This window comes from Mesorhizobium sp. M1027 (assembly GCF_040318745.1).
Lineage (GTDB): Bacteria > Pseudomonadota > Alphaproteobacteria > Rhizobiales > Rhizobiaceae > Mesorhizobium.
Window position 1 is genome coordinate 894,671 of sequence record NZ_JAMYMW010000001.1, and the last position, 16,786, is coordinate 911,456.

The following is a 16,786-nucleotide window of genomic DNA, read 5'->3' on the forward strand; positions in this document are numbered from 1 at the left end:
CTGCCTGGAGCCCGATCATGCTGACGGTCGGGCTCAGTAACGCAACACCTGGCGCAGTATCTGCCCGCCGCGCTCGACGGTAAAGCGCCACCAGCGCGTATCCTGCTGGGCTACCTGTTCCAGGGTCGCCGCCTTGTCGATCGTCAGGCCATTGACCTCACGCACGATGTCGCCCGGCTGGAATCCAAAATCGGCAGCGGGCGAATCGCGGTTGATGTCGACCACGGTTACGCCTTTGACATCGGTGCGCAGACCGAGCCGTTGGGCAAGCCGTGGCGACAGTTCAGCAACCTTGGCGCCGGAAAAGGGGCTGCGGCCGCGCAATGTGAGTTCCGCAGCTTTGGCGCCTTCGGGCGGTCGTTCCAGAGCGATGTCCATCGTCGCCTGCTGACCCTTGCTCAGAACGCCGAAGCTGGCATTCGCACCAATCGACAGCGTCGCCATCCGGTAGTCCAGCGCCCCGACGCTCTCGACCGGCTTGCCGTTAAGCGACAGCACTACGTCGCCAGGCTTGAGTCCTGCCTTGGCCGCGGGTCCCGCCTCTTCGACCGAAGAAACCAGCGCACCGGTCGGTTTGTCCATGCCGAGCGATTCGGCAATCTGCGGCGTCACCGCCTCGAACTCGGCACCGGCATACGGCCGCTCGAAGAAGTCGAGCCCGGCCTTGGCCGCATCGGCAAAGGCGCGGACCATGTTCGAAGGGATGGCAAAGCCGATGCCGATCGAGCCGCCGCTACGGCTATAGATCGCGGTGTTGATGCCGATCAGCTGCCCTCCCATGTTGACCAGCGCGCCACCGGAATTGCCGGGGTTGATGGCCGCGTCGGTCTGGATGAAGAAGCTGGAATCGGAGATGCCGATATGGCTGCGCGCCACCGCCGAAATGATGCCGCTGGTGGTGGTCTGGCCGACCCCGAACGGATTGCCGATCGCCAGCACCAGGTCGCCGACCTCGAGCGCGTCGGAATCGCCGATGGCGATCACCGGGAACGGCTTGTCAGAAGAAATCTTGAGCACGGCGAGGTCGAGCGTCTCATCCTTGAGCAGCACCTTGCTGTCGAATTCGCGCCCGTCGGCGGTCGCGACCTTGACCTGGTCGGCGTCCTTGACGACATGGAAATTGGTGACCACGACGCCGGTCGGATCGACCAGTACCCCCGAACCGAGCGACGACTGCGCGCGCGGCTGCGAGCGGCCGAAGAACTCCTCGAAAAACGGATCGCCGTCGAAGGGCGACGTCGCCTTGGCGGTTTGCGAGGCATAGACATTGACCACAGCCGGCGCCGTCTGCTTGACCAGCGGCGCAAAGGACAGCTGCACCTCCTCGCGGCCGAACGGCACGCGCTTGTCGGGGCCGGAGGTGGCGTTTTCGCCTTCGACGCCATGCAACAGGTCGGTCAGCACGTCGGACAGACCAGGATCTGGCTTGGTCTCCTCCGCCAGCGCGTGCCTGGCCGCCGGCACGACGGCCAACGCCATCAAGGCGCAGATCAGAACAATGGGCAGCCGTTTAACGCGCATTCCGAATCCTCCAAGTCGGCGCCATTGTCCTGACGATTGTGCAAAATGAAAGGCTAAGCCGCTGAGATCCGATTATTTTGGGTAGTCGCCGCAAGAACCGGTGACAAAACCCCTACCAGCCCTGCCCGGTACCTTCGGAAACAGAAAAGGGGCCTGGAGGCCCCTTTCGAACTTCTCAGGAAAGCCGAGCCTTATGCGGCTGCGGCTTCCTCTTCGGTACCTTCGGCCTCGATACGGGCACGGTCGCCGGCGCCCTTGGCCGAGGTGTCGCGATCGACGAACTCGATGACCGCCATTGCCGCGTTATCACCGTGGCGGAAGCCGGCCTTCATGATGCGCAGATAGCCGCCGTTGCGGGTGGCATAACGTGGCGCGATGGTATCGAACAGGCGCTTGACGACGCCTTCATTGCCGATCTGGGCAATAACCTGGCGGCGGGCGTGCAGGTCGCCGCGCTTGCCGAGCGTCACCAGCTTCTCGACGATCGGACGCAAATCCTTCGCCTTCGGCAGCGTGGTGAGTATCTGCTCGTGCTCGATTAGCGACACGGCAAGGTTGGCAAACATCGACTTGCGATGGCTTATGCTGCGGGCGAACCGGCGGCCTTTAAATCCGTGGCGCATGGCTCTTCTCCTTCATTGCGGTTTCAAGAGGGCTGAGCCCCAGTTGGTTAGCCGCATGATCCTGTCCGAAAAGTCTGCAACTTTGTACTGCGCTGACCTTCGGTTCGGGATCATGCTTAATATTGATCTTCGTAACGCTTGGCGAGGTCTTCGATGTTTTCCGGCGGCCAGTCCGGCACTTCCATACCGAGATGCAGGCCCATCGCCGCCAGGACTTCCTTGATCTCGTTCAGCGACTTGCGGCCGAAGTTCGGGGTGCGCAGCATCTCTGCTTCGGTCTTCTGGATCAGGTCGCCGATATAGACGATGTTGTCGTTCTTCAGGCAGTTGGCCGAACGCACCGAAAGCTCGAGCTCGTCGACCTTCTTGAGCAGCGCCGGGTTGAAGGCAAGCTCGGTAACCTGTTCGGCGGCGACTTCCTTCTGCGGCTCGTCGAAATTGACGAACAGGCCGAGCTGGTCCTGCAGGATGCGAGCGGCGAAGGCCACTGCGTCCTCGCCCGAGATCGAACCATCGGTCTCGATGGTCATGGTCAGCTTGTCATAGTCGAGAACCTGGCCCTCGCGGGTGTTCTCAACCTTGTAGGAGACCTTCTTGACCGGCGAATACAGGCTGTCGACGGGGATCAGCCCGATCGGCGCGTCCTCGGCGCGGTTGCGGTCGGCCGGCACATAGCCCTTGCCGGTGTCGACGGTGAATTCCATGCGGATTTCAGCGCCCTCGTCCAGAGTGCAGATGACGTGGTCGGGATTGAGGATCTCGACGTCGCCAACGGTCTGGATGTCGCCGGCGAGAACCGCACCCGGTCCCTGCTTGCGTACGACCATGCGCTTGGGGCCGTCGCCTTCCATGCGGATGGCGATTTCCTTGATGTTCAAGACGATGTCGGTCACGTCCTCGCGCACGCCGGCGATGGACGAGAATTCATGCAGAACGCCGTCGATCTGCACGGCGGTCACAGCCGCGCCACGCAGCGAAGATAGAAGCACGCGGCGCAGCGCGTTGCCGAGGGTGAGGCCGAAGCCGCGCTCGAGCGGCTCGGCGACGAGCGTGGTCAGCGTCTTCTTCTTCGACGAGAACTCGATCTTGTTCGGCTTGATCAGTTCTTGCCAATTTTTCTGGATCATAGTGCTTTCCTTCCGTTGTCCCGCCACCATCCAATCGTGGCGGGCGACCTGGAATGCCGTGGAGGAGCGCCCTTGAGGCGCTCGCGCGCGGCGTTCGGTAAATTCTTTAAACGCGGCGCTTCTTGCGCGGGCGGCAACCATTATGCGGGATCGGCGTCACATCACGGATCGAGGTGATGGTGAAGCCGGCGGCCTGCAGCGCGCGCAGCGCCGATTCACGACCGGAGCCGGGTCCACAGACCTCGACCTCGAGCATACGCATGCCGTGTTCCTGGGCCTTCTTGGCAACATCTTCGGCGGCCATCTGGGCAGCGAACGGGGTCGACTTGCGCGATCCCTTGAAGCCCTGGGCTCCAGCCGACGACCAGGCAATCGAGTTACCCTGCGCGTCGGTGATGGTGATCATCGTGTTGTTGAAGGTCGAATTAACGTGGGCAACGCCCGACGAGATGTTCTTGCGTTCGCGACGGCGAACACGAGTGGCTTCCTTGGCCATGATGGTCCTTTCAGTTGATCTCTACACCGCCGTAATGCCAGCGGCTCCACCAGGGAGAAGGCAGTAGGGGAATATGGCAGTAGGGCAGTATGTCTGCCGTTCCTAGTGCCTTACTGCCCTACTCCTTACTGCCCTAAATTACTTCTTCTTTCCGGCAATCGACTTGGCCGGCCCCTTGCGGGTGCGCGCATTGGTATGTGTGCGCTGACCACGAACCGGCAGCGAGCGGCGGTGACGCAGACCGCGGTAGCAGCCGAGGTCCATGAGTCGCTTGATGTTCATCGACACTTCGCGGCGCAGATCGCCCTCGACCTGATAGTCGCGGTCGATGGTCTCGCGGATCTGCAGCACTTCCGCGTCGGTCAGCTGGTTGACGCGACGCTCGGCCGGGATGCCGACCTTGTCGACGATCTCCTGGGCGAACTTCTTGCCAATGCCGTGAATGTATTGAAGCGCGATGACGACGCGCTTGTTGGTCGGAATGTTGACGCCGGCTATACGAGCCATGTTCTTCTCTTCTCCATGTAGGCCGGACGAGCCGGCGCTTCAAGTTGCCCCGCGTCCGGTGGAGGCCGGCCCTTGCGGGAGTTTCCAGTTCAAAGCGGCCTGCCTTGCCCTTGCGGACAAGCAAGCCTCATGCCTGATAGGAAGACGGGCCGCCATACCCCAGCGGGCCGCTCCAGTCAAGCGCAATCGTTCGATTCTCTAGCCGGCCGCCCGGCCAACCTGCCGGGTCGTCGCCCTGAGCACCGCCTCGATCTGCTGCGTCACCGCATCGATGTCGGCCATGCCATCGACGCCCCTGAGTTTGCCCTTGGCATAGTAGTAACCGATCAGCGGCGAGGTTTTCTTGTAATATTCCCTCAAGCGTTCTTCGAACACCGCTGGACTGTCGTCCTTGCGCACCGGCAGGCCTGCGGCCTTGGCTTCTTCGGCGCGTTTGACGATTCGGCCAACCAGCGCCTTGTCGTCGACGACAAATTCGATGACCGCGTCTAGCTCCAGTCCGCGATCCGACAGCATTTCCTCAACGGCGTCCGCTTGCACCAGGGTTCGCGGGTATCCGTCAAGGATGAAGCCGTTTGCGCAATCAGCTTGATCGATACGCTCGGCCACGATGGCGTTGACGATAGCGTCGGACACCAGTTCGCCAGCGTCCATCACCGCCTTGGCGCGCTTGCCGACTTCGGTGCCGGCCTGAACAGCAGCACGCAGCATGTCCCCCGTGGAAAGCTGTGGGATGCCGTGTCGTTCTACCAGTCTCAGTGCTTGTGTCCCCTTGCCCGCCCCCGGCGGTCCAAGCAATATCAACCTCATCTGGCCTTTTTCCCCCCGCGCAGCTTCGACTTCTTGATCAGGCCCTCATATTGGTGCGCGATCAGGTGACCCTGAATCTGCGCCACCGTATCGAGCGTTACACTGACCACGATCAGGAGCGAAGTGCCACCAAGGTAGAACGGTACGCCAGTCGCTGAAATCAGGAACTCGGGCAGCAGACACACCAGCACCAGATAAATGGCGCCGACGACAGTGATGCGGGTGAGCACATAGTCGATATAGTCCGCAGTGCGCTCGCCCGGACGATAGCCCGGGATGAAGCCCGAATGCTTCTTGAGCTGGTCGGCGGTGTCCTTCGGATTGAAGACGATCGCCGTATAGAAGAAGGCGAAGAACACGATCATCGCCGCGTAGAAGGCCATATAAAGCGGCTGGCCGTGGCCGAGGGCCGCCAGGATGGTGCTAGCCCATGCAGGCATATTGGTGGTCTGCGAGAAGCCGGCGACGGTCGCAGGCAGCAGCAGCAGCGACGAGGCGAAGATCGGCGGAATGACGCCGGACGTGTTGAGCTTCAGCGGCAGATGCGAGGTATCGCCCTGGAACATGCGATTGCCAACCTGGCGCTTGGGATACTGGATCAGCAGGCGGCGCTGGGCGCGCTCGAAGAAGACGATCAGCGCGATGACGATGATGGCGAGCACGATGATCGCCAGGATCAGGCCGGTCGACAAGGCGCCGGTGCGGCCAAGCTCCAGCGTGCCGGAGATGGCGCGCGGCAGGCCGGCGACGATGCCGGAGAAGATGATCAGCGAAATGCCGTTGCCGATGCCGCGGGCGGTGATCTGCTCGCCAAGCCACATCAGGAACATGGTGCCGCCGACCAGCGTGACGACGGTAGAGATGCGGAAGAACATGCCGGGATCGTTGACGATGCCGTTGCCGCCCTCAAGCCCGACCGAAATGCCGTACGCCTGGACCAGCGCCAGAAGCACTGTGCCGTAGCGCGTGTACTGGTTGATGATCTTGCGGCCCTGCTCGCCTTCCTTCTTCAGCGCTTCCAGCGACGGAATGACCGAGGTCATCAGCTGCATAATGATGGAAGCGGAGATATAGGGCATAATGCCAAGGGCAAAGATCGCCATGCGCTGCACGGCGCCGCCGGCAAACATGTTGAACATGCCGAGCACGCCCTTGCTCTGCGACGAGAAGGCCTGGGCGAAAGCGTCGGGATTGATGCCGGGCAGCGGGATATAGGTGCCGAGTCGGTAGACGAGCAGCGCGCCGATGGTGAACCAGATGCGCTTCTTCAGATCCTCGGCTTTGGCGAAGGCCGAAAAATTCAGATTCGAGGCTAGTTGTTCAGCAGCCGAAGCCATGCCTGATTCTCCGCTTGGTCACGCTCGATGCCCGCAGCTCAGGCGGCGCGTGTCACCGAAGCTCACGAGATAAGCTCCGGACTGCAAACATGCAAGCGGCCGCGTTGATGCGGCCGCCACATCTGTCGGATCAAAGCACGACCGCAGGCAAAACCGAATTCCGCCTTTGCCGAACGTGCTTCAAATTGCCGTTACTCGGCGGCTGCCTTCTCAGGCAGCTTCACCGAGCCGCCGGCCTTTTCGATCTTCTCGATCGCGGCCTTGGAGGCTCCGGCCACGTCGAAGGCAAGCTTGGCCTTGATGTCGCCGTCCGAAAGGATGCGCACGCCGTCTTTGACGCGACGAATGACGCCGGCCGCAACCAGCGTCTCGGCCGTCACAACTGTCTTAGCGTCAAGCTTCTTGGCATCGAGCGCGGCCTGGATGCGGGCCAGCGACACGACGGTGAAGCTCTTGGCGAAGATATTGTTGAAGCCGCGCTTCGGCAGGCGGCGGTAGAGCGGCATCTGGCCACCCTCGAAGCCGTTGACGGCGACGCCGGAGCGCGCCTTCTGGCCCTTGACGCCGCGACCGGCGGTCTTGCCCGAACCGGAACCGATGCCACGGCCGAGACGCTTCTTGGAATGCGTCGCGCCGTCCTTGTCACGCAGATCATTGAGTTTCATCTGGATTCTCCTGCGCTCTGGCTCAGCCCTCGTCCACGACGCGGACGAGATGCTGGACGGCAGCGATCATGCCGCGCACCGAGGGCGTATCCTCCAGCGTGCGCTGCTTGTGCATCTTGTTGAGGCCGAGGCCGACCAGCGTTGCGCGCTGCTCCTTCGGCCGGCGGATCGGCGAACCGATCTGCTCGACGGTGATGGTCTTGGTTGCTTTCTTGGCCATGGTCAGATCCCTGGTCAGCGTCGACTATTCTTCAGCCGCAACGGCGGTGCCGCGGCGGGCCTGAAGGGTCGAATACTTGATGCCGCGCGCGGCAGCCACATCCTTCGGATGCATCTGGCTCTTCAGCGCGTCGAAAGTGGCGCGAACCATGTTGTAGGGGTTCGAAGAACCCATCGACTTGGCGACCACGTCATGCATGCCGAGCGTCTCGAAAACGGCGCGCATCGGGCCGCCGGCGATGATGCCGGTACCTTGCTTCGCAGCGCGCAGCAGGACACGTCCCGCGCCCCAGCGTCCCTCGACGTCATGGTGCAGCGTGCGGCCCGAGCGCAACGGCACGAAGATCATGTCGCGCTTGGCCGATTCGGTCGCCTTGCGGATCGCCTCCGGCACTTCGCGCGCCTTGCCGTGGCCGAAGCCGACGCGGCCCTTCTGGTCGCCGACGACAACGAGTGCTGCAAAGCCGAAGCGCCGGCCGCCTTTGACGACCTTGGCGACACGGTTGATGTGGACGAGCTTGTCGACCATGCCGTCGTCGCGCTCTTCGCGATCACGGCCGCGGCCGCCATCCCTACGTTCCTGTGCCATATCCTGTTCCTTGTTTTTTTCCGGAAGCACGGTTGATGATGATATCCGGCGGCCTCTGTGGGTCGCCGGGGCGAATTTCGTTTTTAGAAGCTCAGACCACCTTCACGTGCAGCCTCGGCAAGCGCCTTGACGCGGCCGTGGTAGATGTAGGCGCCGCGGTCGAAGACGACTTCCTTGACGCCGGCCTTCGAGGCACGCTCGGCGATCAGCTTGCCGATGGCAGCTGCGGCCGCGGTGTCGGCGCCGGTCTTGAGCGAGCCCTTGAGCTCCTTCTCAAGCGTCGAAGCAGCCGCGATGGTGTGGCCCTTGGCGTCGTCGATCACCTGGACATAGATGTTCTTCGACGTGCGATGGACCGACAAACGCGGACGATCGCCGGCAACCTTTTTGATCTGGCGGCGGACGCGCTGAGCGCGGCGTTGGGTGGATTCTTTCGAGCCCATGATATCAGTTCCTTGCCTTCAAAAAACGGGGGCAACCATATGCGGTAGGACGAGCCTCCCGCGACCGCTCCCCGCGGCGTTAAAATTACTTCTTCTTGCCTTCCTTGCGGACGATCTTCTCGCCAGCATAGCGGACGCCCTTGCCCTTGTAGGGCTCGGGGCTGCGGTACTCGCGGATCTCGGCGGCAACCTGACCAACCTGCTGCTTGTCGATGCCGGTCACGGTGATTTCCGTCGGCTTCGGCACCGAAATCGTCACGCCCTGCGGCGTCTCGTAGACAACGTCGTGGCTGAAGCCGAGCGCCAGCTGCAGGTTCTTGCCTTGCATCGCGGCGCGATAGCCGACGCCGGTGATCTCGAGCTTCTTTTCGAAGCCGTCCTTGACGCCCTGCAGGATGTTGACGATCTGCGTGCGCGACATGCCCCATTTGGAACGGGCGGTCTTGGTCTGGTCGCGCGGCTGGACAGCGATCTCGCTGCCTTCCATCTTGACCAGCACTTCGTCGTTCACCACGAACTTCAGCTCGCCCTTCGGACCCTTCGCCGTCACGGTCTGGCCGTTGACGGTCGCGGTCACGCCCTGCGGCAGCGAAACGGGTTTCTTTCCAATACGAGACATTCTGTTGTCCTCGTCACTTCTCTTGTTTCAGGTCTCGGTTTTCGGGACTTGATCCCGAAAGCCGGATTCCAACGGGTCACATACCAGATCAGAAGATCTGGCAGAGGATTTCCCCGCCGACATTCTGTTCGCGCGCTTCGTGGTCGGCCATCACACCCTTCGGCGTCGAAAGGATGGCGATGCCGAGGCCGTTGGCGACGTGCGGTATCGACTTGGCCGAAACGTAGACGCGGCGGCCGGGCTTCGAGACCCGAGCGATTTCGCGCACCACCGGCGCACCGTCGAAATACTTCAGCTCGATCTCGATTTCGGACTTGCCGTTGTCGAAGTCGGTCTGGCTGTAGTCGCGGATATAGCCTTCGGCCTTCAGCACGTCGAGGACACGGGTGCGCAGGCGCGAAGCCGGCGTCGAAACGCTCGACTTCTTGCGGCCATACGCGTTGCGGATGCGGGTCAGCATATCGCCGAGAGGATCGCTCAATGACATGTTATGTCCTCCTTACCAGCTCGACTTGACCAGGCCCGGGATCTGGCCGTTATTGCCGAGATCACGAAGCGCGATACGCGATACTTTGAGCTTGCGATAATAGGCACGCGGACGTCCGGTGACTTCGCAGCGGTTGCGGATGCGGGTCTTGGCCGAGTTGCGCGGCAGCGCCGAAAGCTTCAGCTGAGCGCGGAAGCGCTCTTCCATCGGCTTGGACTGATCCATGATGATCGCCTTGAGCACCTTGCGCTTGGCAGCGAACTGGTCCGCAAGCTTGCGGCGCCTGTTGTTCTTCTCGACTGAGCTGGTCTTTGCCATTTCAGATTTTTCCTTTTCTCGCTGCCGTTACTGGCGGAAGGGGAAGTTGAAGGCCTTGAGCAATGCCCTGGCTTCGTCGTCCGTCTTCGCAGTCGTACAAACGATGACGTCCATGCCCCAGATCTGATCAACCTTGTCGTAGTTGATCTCCGGAAACACGATGTGTTCCTTGATGCCCATGGCATAGTTGCCACGGCCATCGAAGCTCTTCGGGTTGAGCCCGCGGAAGTCGCGGACGCGCGGCAGTGCGATGTTCACGAGGCGGTCGAGGAACTCGTACATGCGTTCCTTGCGCAGCGTGACCTTGGCGCCGATCGGCATCTTCTCGCGAACCTTGAAGCCGGCGATCGAGTTGCGGGCGCGGGTGACAACGGCCTTCTGGCCGGCGATCATTGCAAGGTCTTCGGCCGCGATCGAAGGCTTCTTCGAATCGCCGGTCGCCTCGCCGACGCCCATGTTCAACACGATCTTGTCGATGCGCGGAACCTGCATCTCGTTCTCGTAGCCGAACTGCTCCTGCAGCGCCTTGCGAATGGTCTCGTTGTAGACCTGCTTGAGGCGCGGCGTGTTCTGGGCAGTTGCCTGCTTGGTTTGAGCCTTAGCCATTGATGACTTCTCCCGAGCGCTTGGCGACGCGCACCTTCTTGCCGTCCTTCTGGAAGATGAAGCCGACGCGGGTCGGCTTGCCATCCTTGGGGTCGGCCAGCGCGATGTTCGACAGCTGGATCGGCGCTTCCTTGGTGATGATCCCGCCCTCTTGGGACTGGGACTGCTTCTGATGACGACGAATCAGGTTGACGCCGCGCACCAGCGCGGTGTCGTCCTTCGGCTGCACCGAAAGGACTTCGCCCGAACGGCCCTTGTCCTTGCCGGCCAGCACGACGACCTTGTCGCCTTTTCTAATCTTTTGCATTGGTCCGGCTCCTTACAGCACTTCAGGCGCGAGCGAGATGATCTTCATGTGGTTCTTGGCGCGGAGTTCGCGCGGAACCGGTCCGAAGATACGCGTGCCGATCGGCTCTTTCTTGTTGTCGACGAGAACGGCTGCGTTCTTGTCGAAACGGATCACGCTGCCGTCCGGGCGGCGGATGTCCTTGGCCGTGCGAACCACGACCGCCTTCATCACATCGCCCTTCTTGACGCGGCCGCGCGGGATGGCTTCCTTGATCGACACCACGATGATGTCGCCAACGGAAGCGTATTTCCGCTTCGAGCCGCCCAGCACCTTGATGCACATGACACGACGGGCGCCGGAATTATCCGCGACGTCGAGGTTTGTTTGCATCTGAATCATGACTGGCCGCCTTCTTCTTTTCTAACGGGACGGGTTTCTCACCCCTCCCCGGTCTGTCCAAAATTCGTTTCGTTTGCCCTGATCAGGCCTGGTCCGAAGACACCACGACCCAGCGCTTGTCCTTGGAAATCGGCTTCGATTCCTGGATGAACACCTGATCGCCGACCTTGTGGGCGTTGTTCTCGTCGTGCGCCTTGTACTTCTTGGTCATGCGCACGGTCTTCTTCATCACGGGATGCGTGAAGCGCCGTTCGACCTTGACGACAACCGTCTTCTCGTTCTTGTCGCTGACGACGGTGCCCTGCAGAATGCGCTTTGGCATGGTTTTCGTCCTTAAGCCTTCTTGGCCGCGGACTTTTCCGCAGCGATGGTCTTGATACGCGCAATGTCCTTGCGGACCTGCCTCACGCGCGCGGTCTTCTCAAGCTGGCCGGTGGCCTTCTGGAAGCGCAGGTTGAACTGCTCCTTCTTCAGGCTGGCCAGGTCGTCGGTCAGCTGGTCCTGGGTCTTGGTCCGGATGTCTTCGGCTTTCATGATCAGCCCGTCCTTATTCTGCGATGCGCTGTACGAAGCGCGTCCTGACCGAGAGCTTGGCCGCGCCGAGACGCAGCGCCTCACGGGCGGTTTCTTCGTTGACGCCGTCGATCTCGAACATGATGCGACCCGGCTTGACGCGTGCCGCCCAGTAGTCGACGGCGCCCTTGCCCTTACCCATACGGACTTCAGTCGGCTTCGACGTAACCGGCACGTCCGGGAAGATACGGATCCACACCCGGCCGGCGCGCTTCATCTCGCGGGTGATCGCGCGGCGGGCCGCCTCGATCTCGCGCGCGGTGACGCGGTTCGGCTCAAGCGCCTTCAGCCCGAAACCACCGAAATCCAGGTTGGTGCCGCCCTTGGCGGTACCGTGGATGCGGCCCTTGAACTGCTTGCGGAACTTTGTGCGCTTTGGCTGCAGCATCGTTCTAACTCCAAATTCCTGACTGTCTTACGCGTTTTCGCGACGGCGACCGCGCTCGCGCTCACCACCACCGCCATGCGCATGATCGCCCTCGGTGGCGCGGCGCTCCGATGCCATCGGGTCGTGCTCAAGGATTTCGCCCTTGAACACCCATACTTTGACGCCACAGATGCCGTAGGCCGTATTCGCCTCGGCCGTGCCGTAGTCGACGTCGGCGCGCAACGTATGCAGCGGCACGCGGCCTTCGCGATACCATTCCATGCGCGCGATCTCGGCGCCGCCGAGACGGCCGGCGCAGTTGATGCGGATGCCTTCGGCACCGAGGCGCATCGCCGACTGGACGGCGCGCTTCATGGCGCGGCGGAACGCGATGCGGCGCTCGAGCTGCTGGGCGATCGACTGGGCGACCAGGGTCGCGTCGATCTCCGGCTTGCGCACTTCGACGATGTTCAAATGCGTCTCGGACTTGGTCATCTCCATCAGCTTCTTGCGAAGCTTCTCGATGTCGGCGCCCTTCTTGCCGATGATCAGGCCCGGACGCGCCGCATGGATGGTGACGCGGCACTTCTTGTGCGGACGCTCGATCACGACCTTCGAGATCGCAGCCTGCTTGAGTTCCTTCTCAAGATATTTGCGGATCTTGATGTCCTCGTGCAGCAGCTTGCCGTATTCGCCGGTGTTTGCGAACCACCGCGAATCCCAGGTGCGGTTGATGCCGAGACGCAGACCGATCGGATTAACTTTCTGGCCCATTATGCGGCCTCCCCTTTTTCTTCGACTTCACGAACGACGATCGTGAGGTGCGAGAACGGCTTCTCGATACGGCTGGCGCGACCACGGCCACGGGCATGGAACCGCTTCATGACAATCGACTTGCCGACATAGGCTTCCGCCACGATCAGCGCATCGACGTCGAGGTCGTGGTTGTTTTCCGCGTTGGCGATCGCCGATTCCAGCGTCTTCTTGACCGTGCCGGAAATCCGCTTGGCCGAGAATTCGAGGTCGGAAAGCGCTGTCGCGACCTTCTTGCCGCGGATCAGCGCGGCAACCAGGTTCAGCTTCTGCGGGCTGATACGGATCGTGCGCAACACGGCGCGCGCTTCGTTGTCAGCAAGCCTGCGCGGAGCTTTGGCCTTGCCCATGATTATTTCCTCTTCGCCTTCTTATCCGCGCCGTGACCGTAATAGGTCCGGGTCGGAGCGAATTCACCGAACTTGTGACCGACCATGTCCTCGTTCACCGAGACGGGAACGTGTTTCTGGCCGTTGTAGACACCGAAGGTGAAGCCGACGAACTGCGGCAGGATGGTGGAGCGGCGGCTCCACATCTTGATCACCTCATTGCGACCACCTTCACGAACCTTGTCCACCTTCTTCAGAAGGTAGCCGTCGATGAAGGGGCCTTTCCAAATCGAACGAGTCACTTGGCGTTACCTCTTCTTAGCTCTTGCGCTGATGGCGCGAGCGCAGGATGAACTTGTCGGTCGCCTTGTTGGACCGCGTCTTCTTGCCCTTGGTCGGCTTGCCCCAGGGCGAAACCGGATGGCGGCCACCCGAGGTGCGGCCTTCGCCGCCGCCATGCGGATGGTCGACCGGGTTCATGGTCACGCCGCGATTGTGCGGACGTTTGCCACGCCACACGGTGCGGCCAGCCTTGCCGTCATTGATGTTGCCGTGGTCAGGGTTGGACACGGCACCGACAGTGGCCATGCAGGAGCCGTGGACGACACGCTGCTCGCCCGAATTGAGGCGCAGGATCGCCATGCCCTGGTCGCGGCCGACGAGCTGGCCATAACCACCGGCCGAACGGGCGACCTGAGCGCCCTTGCCGGGCTTCAGCTCGATATTATGGACGATCGTGCCGACCGGCATCGAGGCCAGCGGCATCGCATTGCCCGGCTTCACGTCGACCGATTCACCGGCCACGATCTTGTCGCCGGGAGCCAGACGCTGCGGGGCGATGATGTAGGACAGCTCGCCATCGTCGTACTTGATCAGCGCGATGAAGGCGGTGCGGTTCGGATCGTACTCGATACGCTCAACCGTGCCGACGACGTCGAACTTGCGGCGCTTGAAGTCGATGATGCGGTAGGTGCGCTTGTGACCGCCGCCGATGAAGCGGGCCGTGATGCGGCCGTAATTGTTGCGGCCGCCCGACTTGGTCAGGCCTTCGGTCAGGCCCTTGACGGGCTTGCCCTTGTAGAGGCCCGAGCGGTCGACGATGACCAGCTGACGGGTGCTCGGCGTTACCGGGTTGAATTTTTTCAGTGCCATTGTTCTGTCCTCGCGACCTTGCTCAGAGACCCGTCGCGACGTCGATCGACTGGCCGTCGGCCAGCGTCACAACCGCCTTCTTGACGTCGCTCTGGCGGCCGATCGTGCCGCGGAAGCGCTTGATCTTGCCCTTGCGGACAAGCGTGTTCACGGCCATCACCTTGACGCCAAACAGCGCTTCGACGGCGGCCTTGATTTCCGGCTTCGACGCCTTCTTGGCGACATTGAAGACGACCTGGTTCTGCTCGGAAGCCATGGTCGACTTTTCGGTGATCGCCGGCGAGACGATCACGTCGTAGTGACGAAGGTCGGTCATTTGAAGCGCTCCTCGAGAGCCTCGACGGCGGCCTTGGAAAGGACCAGCGTGCCGCGGCGCAGAATGTCGTAGACGTTGATGCCCTGGATGGGCAGCACGTCGATGTTCGGGATGTTGGTCGCCGCCAGCTTGAAATTCTTGTCAAGCTCGGCGCCGCCGATCACCAGGGCGTTGCTCAGGCCCAGCGTCGCGAAATTCGCGATCAGTGCCTTGGTCTTGGCCTCGGTCAGCTTCAGCTCGTCGATGATGATGATCGACGCGCTTTTGGCCTTGGCCGAAAGCGCATGCTTGAGACCGAGCGCACGCACCTTCTTCGGCAGATCGTGCTCGTGGCTGCGCACGACCGGGCCGTGGGCCTTGCCGCCGCCGCGGAACTGCGGAGCGCGAGCCGAATGGTGACGGGCGCGGCCGGTACCCTTCTGCTTGTACATCTTGGCGCCGGTGCGGGCGATTTCCGCGCGGCCCTTGGCCTTGTGCGTGCCCTGCTGCTTCTTGGCGAGCTGCCAGCGCACGACGCGCTGCAGGATGTCCTCGCGCGGATCAAGGCCGAAAATCTCTTCGGAGAGCTTCAGCTTACCGGCGTCCTTGCCGCCAAGCGTTGTAATCTTGAGGTCCATTATTCCGCTCCCTCTGTGGCCGGGGCCTCGTTCTTGGCGGCACCATCGGTTGCAACGGCGCGGATCGCGGCGGGCTTCGGCGCATTGGCCGGAAGCGCCACCTTGGCCGCATCGCGGACCAGGATCCATGCACCCTTCGAACCCGGGACCGCACCGCGGATCAGGATCAGGCCACGATCGGCGTCGGTCGAGACGACCTCGACATTCTGCGTGGTGACGCGGGTGTCACCCATGTGGCCGGCCATATGCTTGCCCTTGAACACCTTGCCCGGATCCTGGCGCTGGCCGGTCGAACCGTGTGTACGGTGCGACACCGAGTTGCCGTGCGTCGCGCGGCCGCCACCCATGTGGTGCCGCTTGATGACGCCCTGGAAACCCTTGCCGATCGTGGTTCCCGTCACATCGACCTTCTGGCCGACGACGAAATGCTCGACGGTGATCTCGGCGCCGACATCGATCATGTTGTCGGCGGAGACGCGGAACTCGGCAACCTTGGCCTTAGGCTCGACGGAAGCGGTCGCGAAATGGCCGCGCATCGCCTTCGACGTGTTCTTCACCTTGGCAAGGCCAACGCCGAGCTGGACGGCGGTATAGCCGTTCTTCTCCTGCGTGCGCTGCGCCACGACCTGGCAGTTCTCCATCTGGAGAACAGTGACGGGAACATGTTCCCCGGCATCGTTGTAGATGCGGGTCATTCCCACCTTCTTTGCAATCACACCTGAACGCATCGGTTCAATTCCTTTAGAGTTCCCTGTCGGGGCTGTCGCCCCTCCACGCCTCTTGTTCCTTCAGAGTTCCGGGTCGCCCCGCTGACCTCTGGTTCCTTAGAGCTTGATCTCGACGTCGACACCGGCGGCCAGGTCGAGCTTCATCAAAGCATCGACCGTCTGCGGGGTCGGGTCGACGATGTCGAGCAGACGCTTGTGCGTGCGCATCTCGAACTGCTCGCGGCTCTTCTTGTCGACGTGAGGCGACCGGTTGACCGTGAACTTTTCGATCCGCGTCGGCAGCGGAATTGGGCCGCGGACGTTGGCGCCGGTGCGCTTGGCGGTCGACACGATTTCCCGTGTCGAGGCGTCGAGCACCCGGTGATCAAACGCCTTCAGGCGGATGCGGATATTCTGTCCGTTCATGCGTCACTTCCTTGTTCTGGCGCGGCGCGGGCAGCGCCCGCGACAGATCGGTTTAAGTCCAAATTACTCTTTGATGGTGACGACGATGCCGGCACCGACGGTGCGGCCGCCTTCACGGATGGCGAAGCGTAGCTTCTCTTCCATGGCGATCGGCACGATCAGCTCGACATCGACGGTGATGTTGTCGCCCGGCATCACCATTTCGGTGCCTTCCGGCAGCGACACGATGCCGGTCACGTCCGTGGTGCGGAAATAGAACTGCGGACGATAGTTGGTGAAGAACGGCGTATGGCGGCCGCCTTCGTCCTTGGTCAGGATGTAGGCTTCGGCAACGAACTTCTTGTGCGGCTTGACGGTGCCGGGCTTGGCCAGGACCTGGCCGCGCTCGACGCCTTCACGGTCGACACCGCGCAGCAGCGCGCCGATGTTGT

The 16,786-nt window shown here is 62.1% G+C and carries 29 protein-coding genes; all 29 read right to left on the bottom strand.

Annotated features, from left to right (window positions below):
* Nucleotides 1-33: 33 nt before the first annotated feature.
* Nucleotides 34-1,521: a DegQ family serine endoprotease gene (locus tag NKH50_RS04315; RefSeq protein ID WP_352876863.1), complete on the bottom strand. Its 1,488-nt coding sequence runs from the start codon at nt 1,519-1,521 to the stop codon at nt 34-36.
* Nucleotides 1,522-1,712: 191 nt separating this feature from the next.
* Nucleotides 1,713-2,144 carry a 50S ribosomal protein L17 gene (gene rplQ, locus NKH50_RS04320; protein WP_023675127.1) on the bottom strand — a complete coding sequence of 144 codons (432 nt, stop codon included), beginning with the start codon at nt 2,142-2,144 and terminating at the stop codon, nt 1,713-1,715.
* Between the two features lie 116 nt (nt 2,145-2,260).
* Nucleotides 2,261-3,271, bottom strand: coding sequence for a DNA-directed RNA polymerase subunit alpha (locus NKH50_RS04325; protein ID WP_023675128.1), 1,011 nt, complete (start codon nt 3,269-3,271; stop codon nt 2,261-2,263).
* Nucleotides 3,272-3,377: 106 nt separating this feature from the next.
* Nucleotides 3,378-3,767: a 30S ribosomal protein S11 gene (rpsK, locus tag NKH50_RS04330; RefSeq protein WP_023799279.1), complete on the bottom strand. Its 390-nt coding sequence runs from the start codon at nt 3,765-3,767 to the stop codon at nt 3,378-3,380.
* Between the two features lie 138 nt (nt 3,768-3,905).
* Nucleotides 3,906-4,274, bottom strand: a complete 369-nt coding sequence (rpsM, locus tag NKH50_RS04335) for a 30S ribosomal protein S13 (protein WP_006205445.1) — start codon at nt 4,272-4,274, stop codon at nt 3,906-3,908.
* A 198-nt stretch (nt 4,275-4,472) separates the two neighbouring features.
* Nucleotides 4,473-5,084 carry an adenylate kinase gene (locus NKH50_RS04340; protein WP_254817153.1) on the bottom strand — a complete coding sequence of 204 codons (612 nt, stop codon included), beginning with the start codon at nt 5,082-5,084 and terminating at the stop codon, nt 4,473-4,475.
* A complete protein-coding gene (gene secY, locus NKH50_RS04345) occupies nt 5,081-6,421 on the bottom strand; it encodes a preprotein translocase subunit SecY (RefSeq protein ID WP_023675130.1) in 1,341 nt (446 codons plus the stop codon). The genes NKH50_RS04340 and secY overlap by 4 nt, the downstream gene beginning before the upstream one ends.
* Before the next feature lie 191 nt (nt 6,422-6,612).
* A complete protein-coding gene (gene rplO / locus NKH50_RS04350; protein ID WP_352876866.1) occupies nt 6,613-7,086 on the bottom strand; it encodes a 50S ribosomal protein L15 in 474 nt (157 codons plus the stop codon).
* A gap of 22 nt (nt 7,087-7,108) precedes the next feature.
* On the bottom strand, nt 7,109-7,306 hold the full coding sequence (gene rpmD, locus NKH50_RS04355) for a 50S ribosomal protein L30 (RefSeq protein WP_006205449.1): 198 nt from the start codon (nt 7,304-7,306) through the stop codon (nt 7,109-7,111).
* A gap of 24 nt (nt 7,307-7,330) precedes the next feature.
* The gene (gene rpsE / locus NKH50_RS04360) at nt 7,331-7,894 is read right to left on the bottom strand and encodes a 30S ribosomal protein S5 (RefSeq protein ID WP_006333394.1); all 564 of its coding nucleotides are present in this window, start codon (nt 7,892-7,894) and stop codon (nt 7,331-7,333) included.
* An 83-nt stretch (nt 7,895-7,977) separates the two neighbouring features.
* Complete coding sequence (gene rplR, locus NKH50_RS04365) at nt 7,978-8,337, bottom strand: 50S ribosomal protein L18 (protein ID WP_023675132.1); 360 nt, start codon at nt 8,335-8,337, stop codon at nt 7,978-7,980.
* 85 nt (nt 8,338-8,422) lie between these two features.
* Entirely contained in the window at nt 8,423-8,956 is a 534-nt protein-coding gene (gene rplF / locus NKH50_RS04370; RefSeq protein ID WP_023675133.1) for a 50S ribosomal protein L6, read from the bottom strand.
* Between the two features lie 88 nt (nt 8,957-9,044).
* Nucleotides 9,045-9,443, bottom strand: coding sequence for a 30S ribosomal protein S8 (rpsH, locus tag NKH50_RS04375; RefSeq protein ID WP_006205453.1), 399 nt, complete (start codon nt 9,441-9,443; stop codon nt 9,045-9,047).
* 12 nt (nt 9,444-9,455) lie between these two features.
* Complete coding sequence (rpsN, locus tag NKH50_RS04380; protein ID WP_023675134.1) at nt 9,456-9,761, bottom strand: 30S ribosomal protein S14; 306 nt, start codon at nt 9,759-9,761, stop codon at nt 9,456-9,458.
* A gap of 27 nt (nt 9,762-9,788) precedes the next feature.
* Nucleotides 9,789-10,367 (bottom strand): 50S ribosomal protein L5, encoded by a 579-nt coding sequence (gene rplE / locus NKH50_RS04385; protein ID WP_008875670.1) that lies wholly within the window; start codon nt 10,365-10,367, stop codon nt 9,789-9,791.
* Entirely contained in the window at nt 10,360-10,674 is a 315-nt protein-coding gene (gene rplX, locus NKH50_RS04390; RefSeq protein WP_254817150.1) for a 50S ribosomal protein L24, read from the bottom strand. Before rplX ends, rplE begins: the two co-directional genes overlap by 8 nt.
* 12 nt (nt 10,675-10,686) lie before the next feature.
* A complete protein-coding gene (rplN, locus tag NKH50_RS04395; RefSeq protein ID WP_006205457.1) occupies nt 10,687-11,055 on the bottom strand; it encodes a 50S ribosomal protein L14 in 369 nt (122 codons plus the stop codon).
* Nucleotides 11,056-11,137: 82 nt separating this feature from the next.
* Nucleotides 11,138-11,377: a 30S ribosomal protein S17 gene (gene rpsQ / locus NKH50_RS04400; protein WP_023675136.1), complete on the bottom strand. Its 240-nt coding sequence runs from the start codon at nt 11,375-11,377 to the stop codon at nt 11,138-11,140.
* An 11-nt stretch (nt 11,378-11,388) separates the two neighbouring features.
* Complete coding sequence (gene rpmC / locus NKH50_RS04405; RefSeq protein WP_006205459.1) at nt 11,389-11,589, bottom strand: 50S ribosomal protein L29; 201 nt, start codon at nt 11,587-11,589, stop codon at nt 11,389-11,391.
* Nucleotides 11,590-11,602: 13 nt separating this feature from the next.
* A complete protein-coding gene (gene rplP / locus NKH50_RS04410) occupies nt 11,603-12,016 on the bottom strand; it encodes a 50S ribosomal protein L16 (protein ID WP_006205460.1) in 414 nt (137 codons plus the stop codon).
* A gap of 27 nt (nt 12,017-12,043) precedes the next feature.
* A complete protein-coding gene (gene rpsC, locus NKH50_RS04415) occupies nt 12,044-12,769 on the bottom strand; it encodes a 30S ribosomal protein S3 (RefSeq protein WP_023675137.1) in 726 nt (241 codons plus the stop codon).
* Nucleotides 12,769-13,158 (bottom strand): 50S ribosomal protein L22, encoded by a 390-nt coding sequence (rplV, locus tag NKH50_RS04420; RefSeq protein ID WP_006205462.1) that lies wholly within the window; start codon nt 13,156-13,158, stop codon nt 12,769-12,771. Before rplV ends, rpsC begins: the two co-directional genes overlap by 1 nt.
* 2 nt (nt 13,159-13,160) lie before the next feature.
* Nucleotides 13,161-13,439 carry a 30S ribosomal protein S19 gene (rpsS, locus tag NKH50_RS04425; RefSeq protein ID WP_006205463.1) on the bottom strand — a complete coding sequence of 93 codons (279 nt, stop codon included), beginning with the start codon at nt 13,437-13,439 and terminating at the stop codon, nt 13,161-13,163.
* A 16-nt stretch (nt 13,440-13,455) separates the two neighbouring features.
* Nucleotides 13,456-14,289, bottom strand: a complete 834-nt coding sequence (gene rplB, locus NKH50_RS04430) for a 50S ribosomal protein L2 (RefSeq protein ID WP_023675138.1) — start codon at nt 14,287-14,289, stop codon at nt 13,456-13,458.
* 22 nt (nt 14,290-14,311) lie between these two features.
* Nucleotides 14,312-14,605 (bottom strand): 50S ribosomal protein L23, encoded by a 294-nt coding sequence (locus NKH50_RS04435; RefSeq protein WP_006205465.1) that lies wholly within the window; start codon nt 14,603-14,605, stop codon nt 14,312-14,314.
* Nucleotides 14,602-15,222 carry a 50S ribosomal protein L4 gene (gene rplD, locus NKH50_RS04440; RefSeq protein ID WP_023675140.1) on the bottom strand — a complete coding sequence of 207 codons (621 nt, stop codon included), beginning with the start codon at nt 15,220-15,222 and terminating at the stop codon, nt 14,602-14,604. Before rplD ends, NKH50_RS04435 begins: the two co-directional genes overlap by 4 nt.
* Complete coding sequence (rplC, locus tag NKH50_RS04445) at nt 15,222-15,950, bottom strand: 50S ribosomal protein L3 (protein WP_023717519.1); 729 nt, start codon at nt 15,948-15,950, stop codon at nt 15,222-15,224. The genes rplD and rplC overlap by 1 nt, the downstream gene beginning before the upstream one ends.
* 96 nt (nt 15,951-16,046) lie before the next feature.
* On the bottom strand, nt 16,047-16,355 hold the full coding sequence (gene rpsJ, locus NKH50_RS04450; RefSeq protein WP_006205468.1) for a 30S ribosomal protein S10: 309 nt from the start codon (nt 16,353-16,355) through the stop codon (nt 16,047-16,049).
* A gap of 63 nt (nt 16,356-16,418) precedes the next feature.
* Nucleotides 16,419-16,786, bottom strand: a 368-nt coding sequence (locus tag NKH50_RS04455; protein WP_502906832.1) for an EF-Tu C-terminal domain-related protein, incomplete at its 5' end; no start/stop codon positions are given.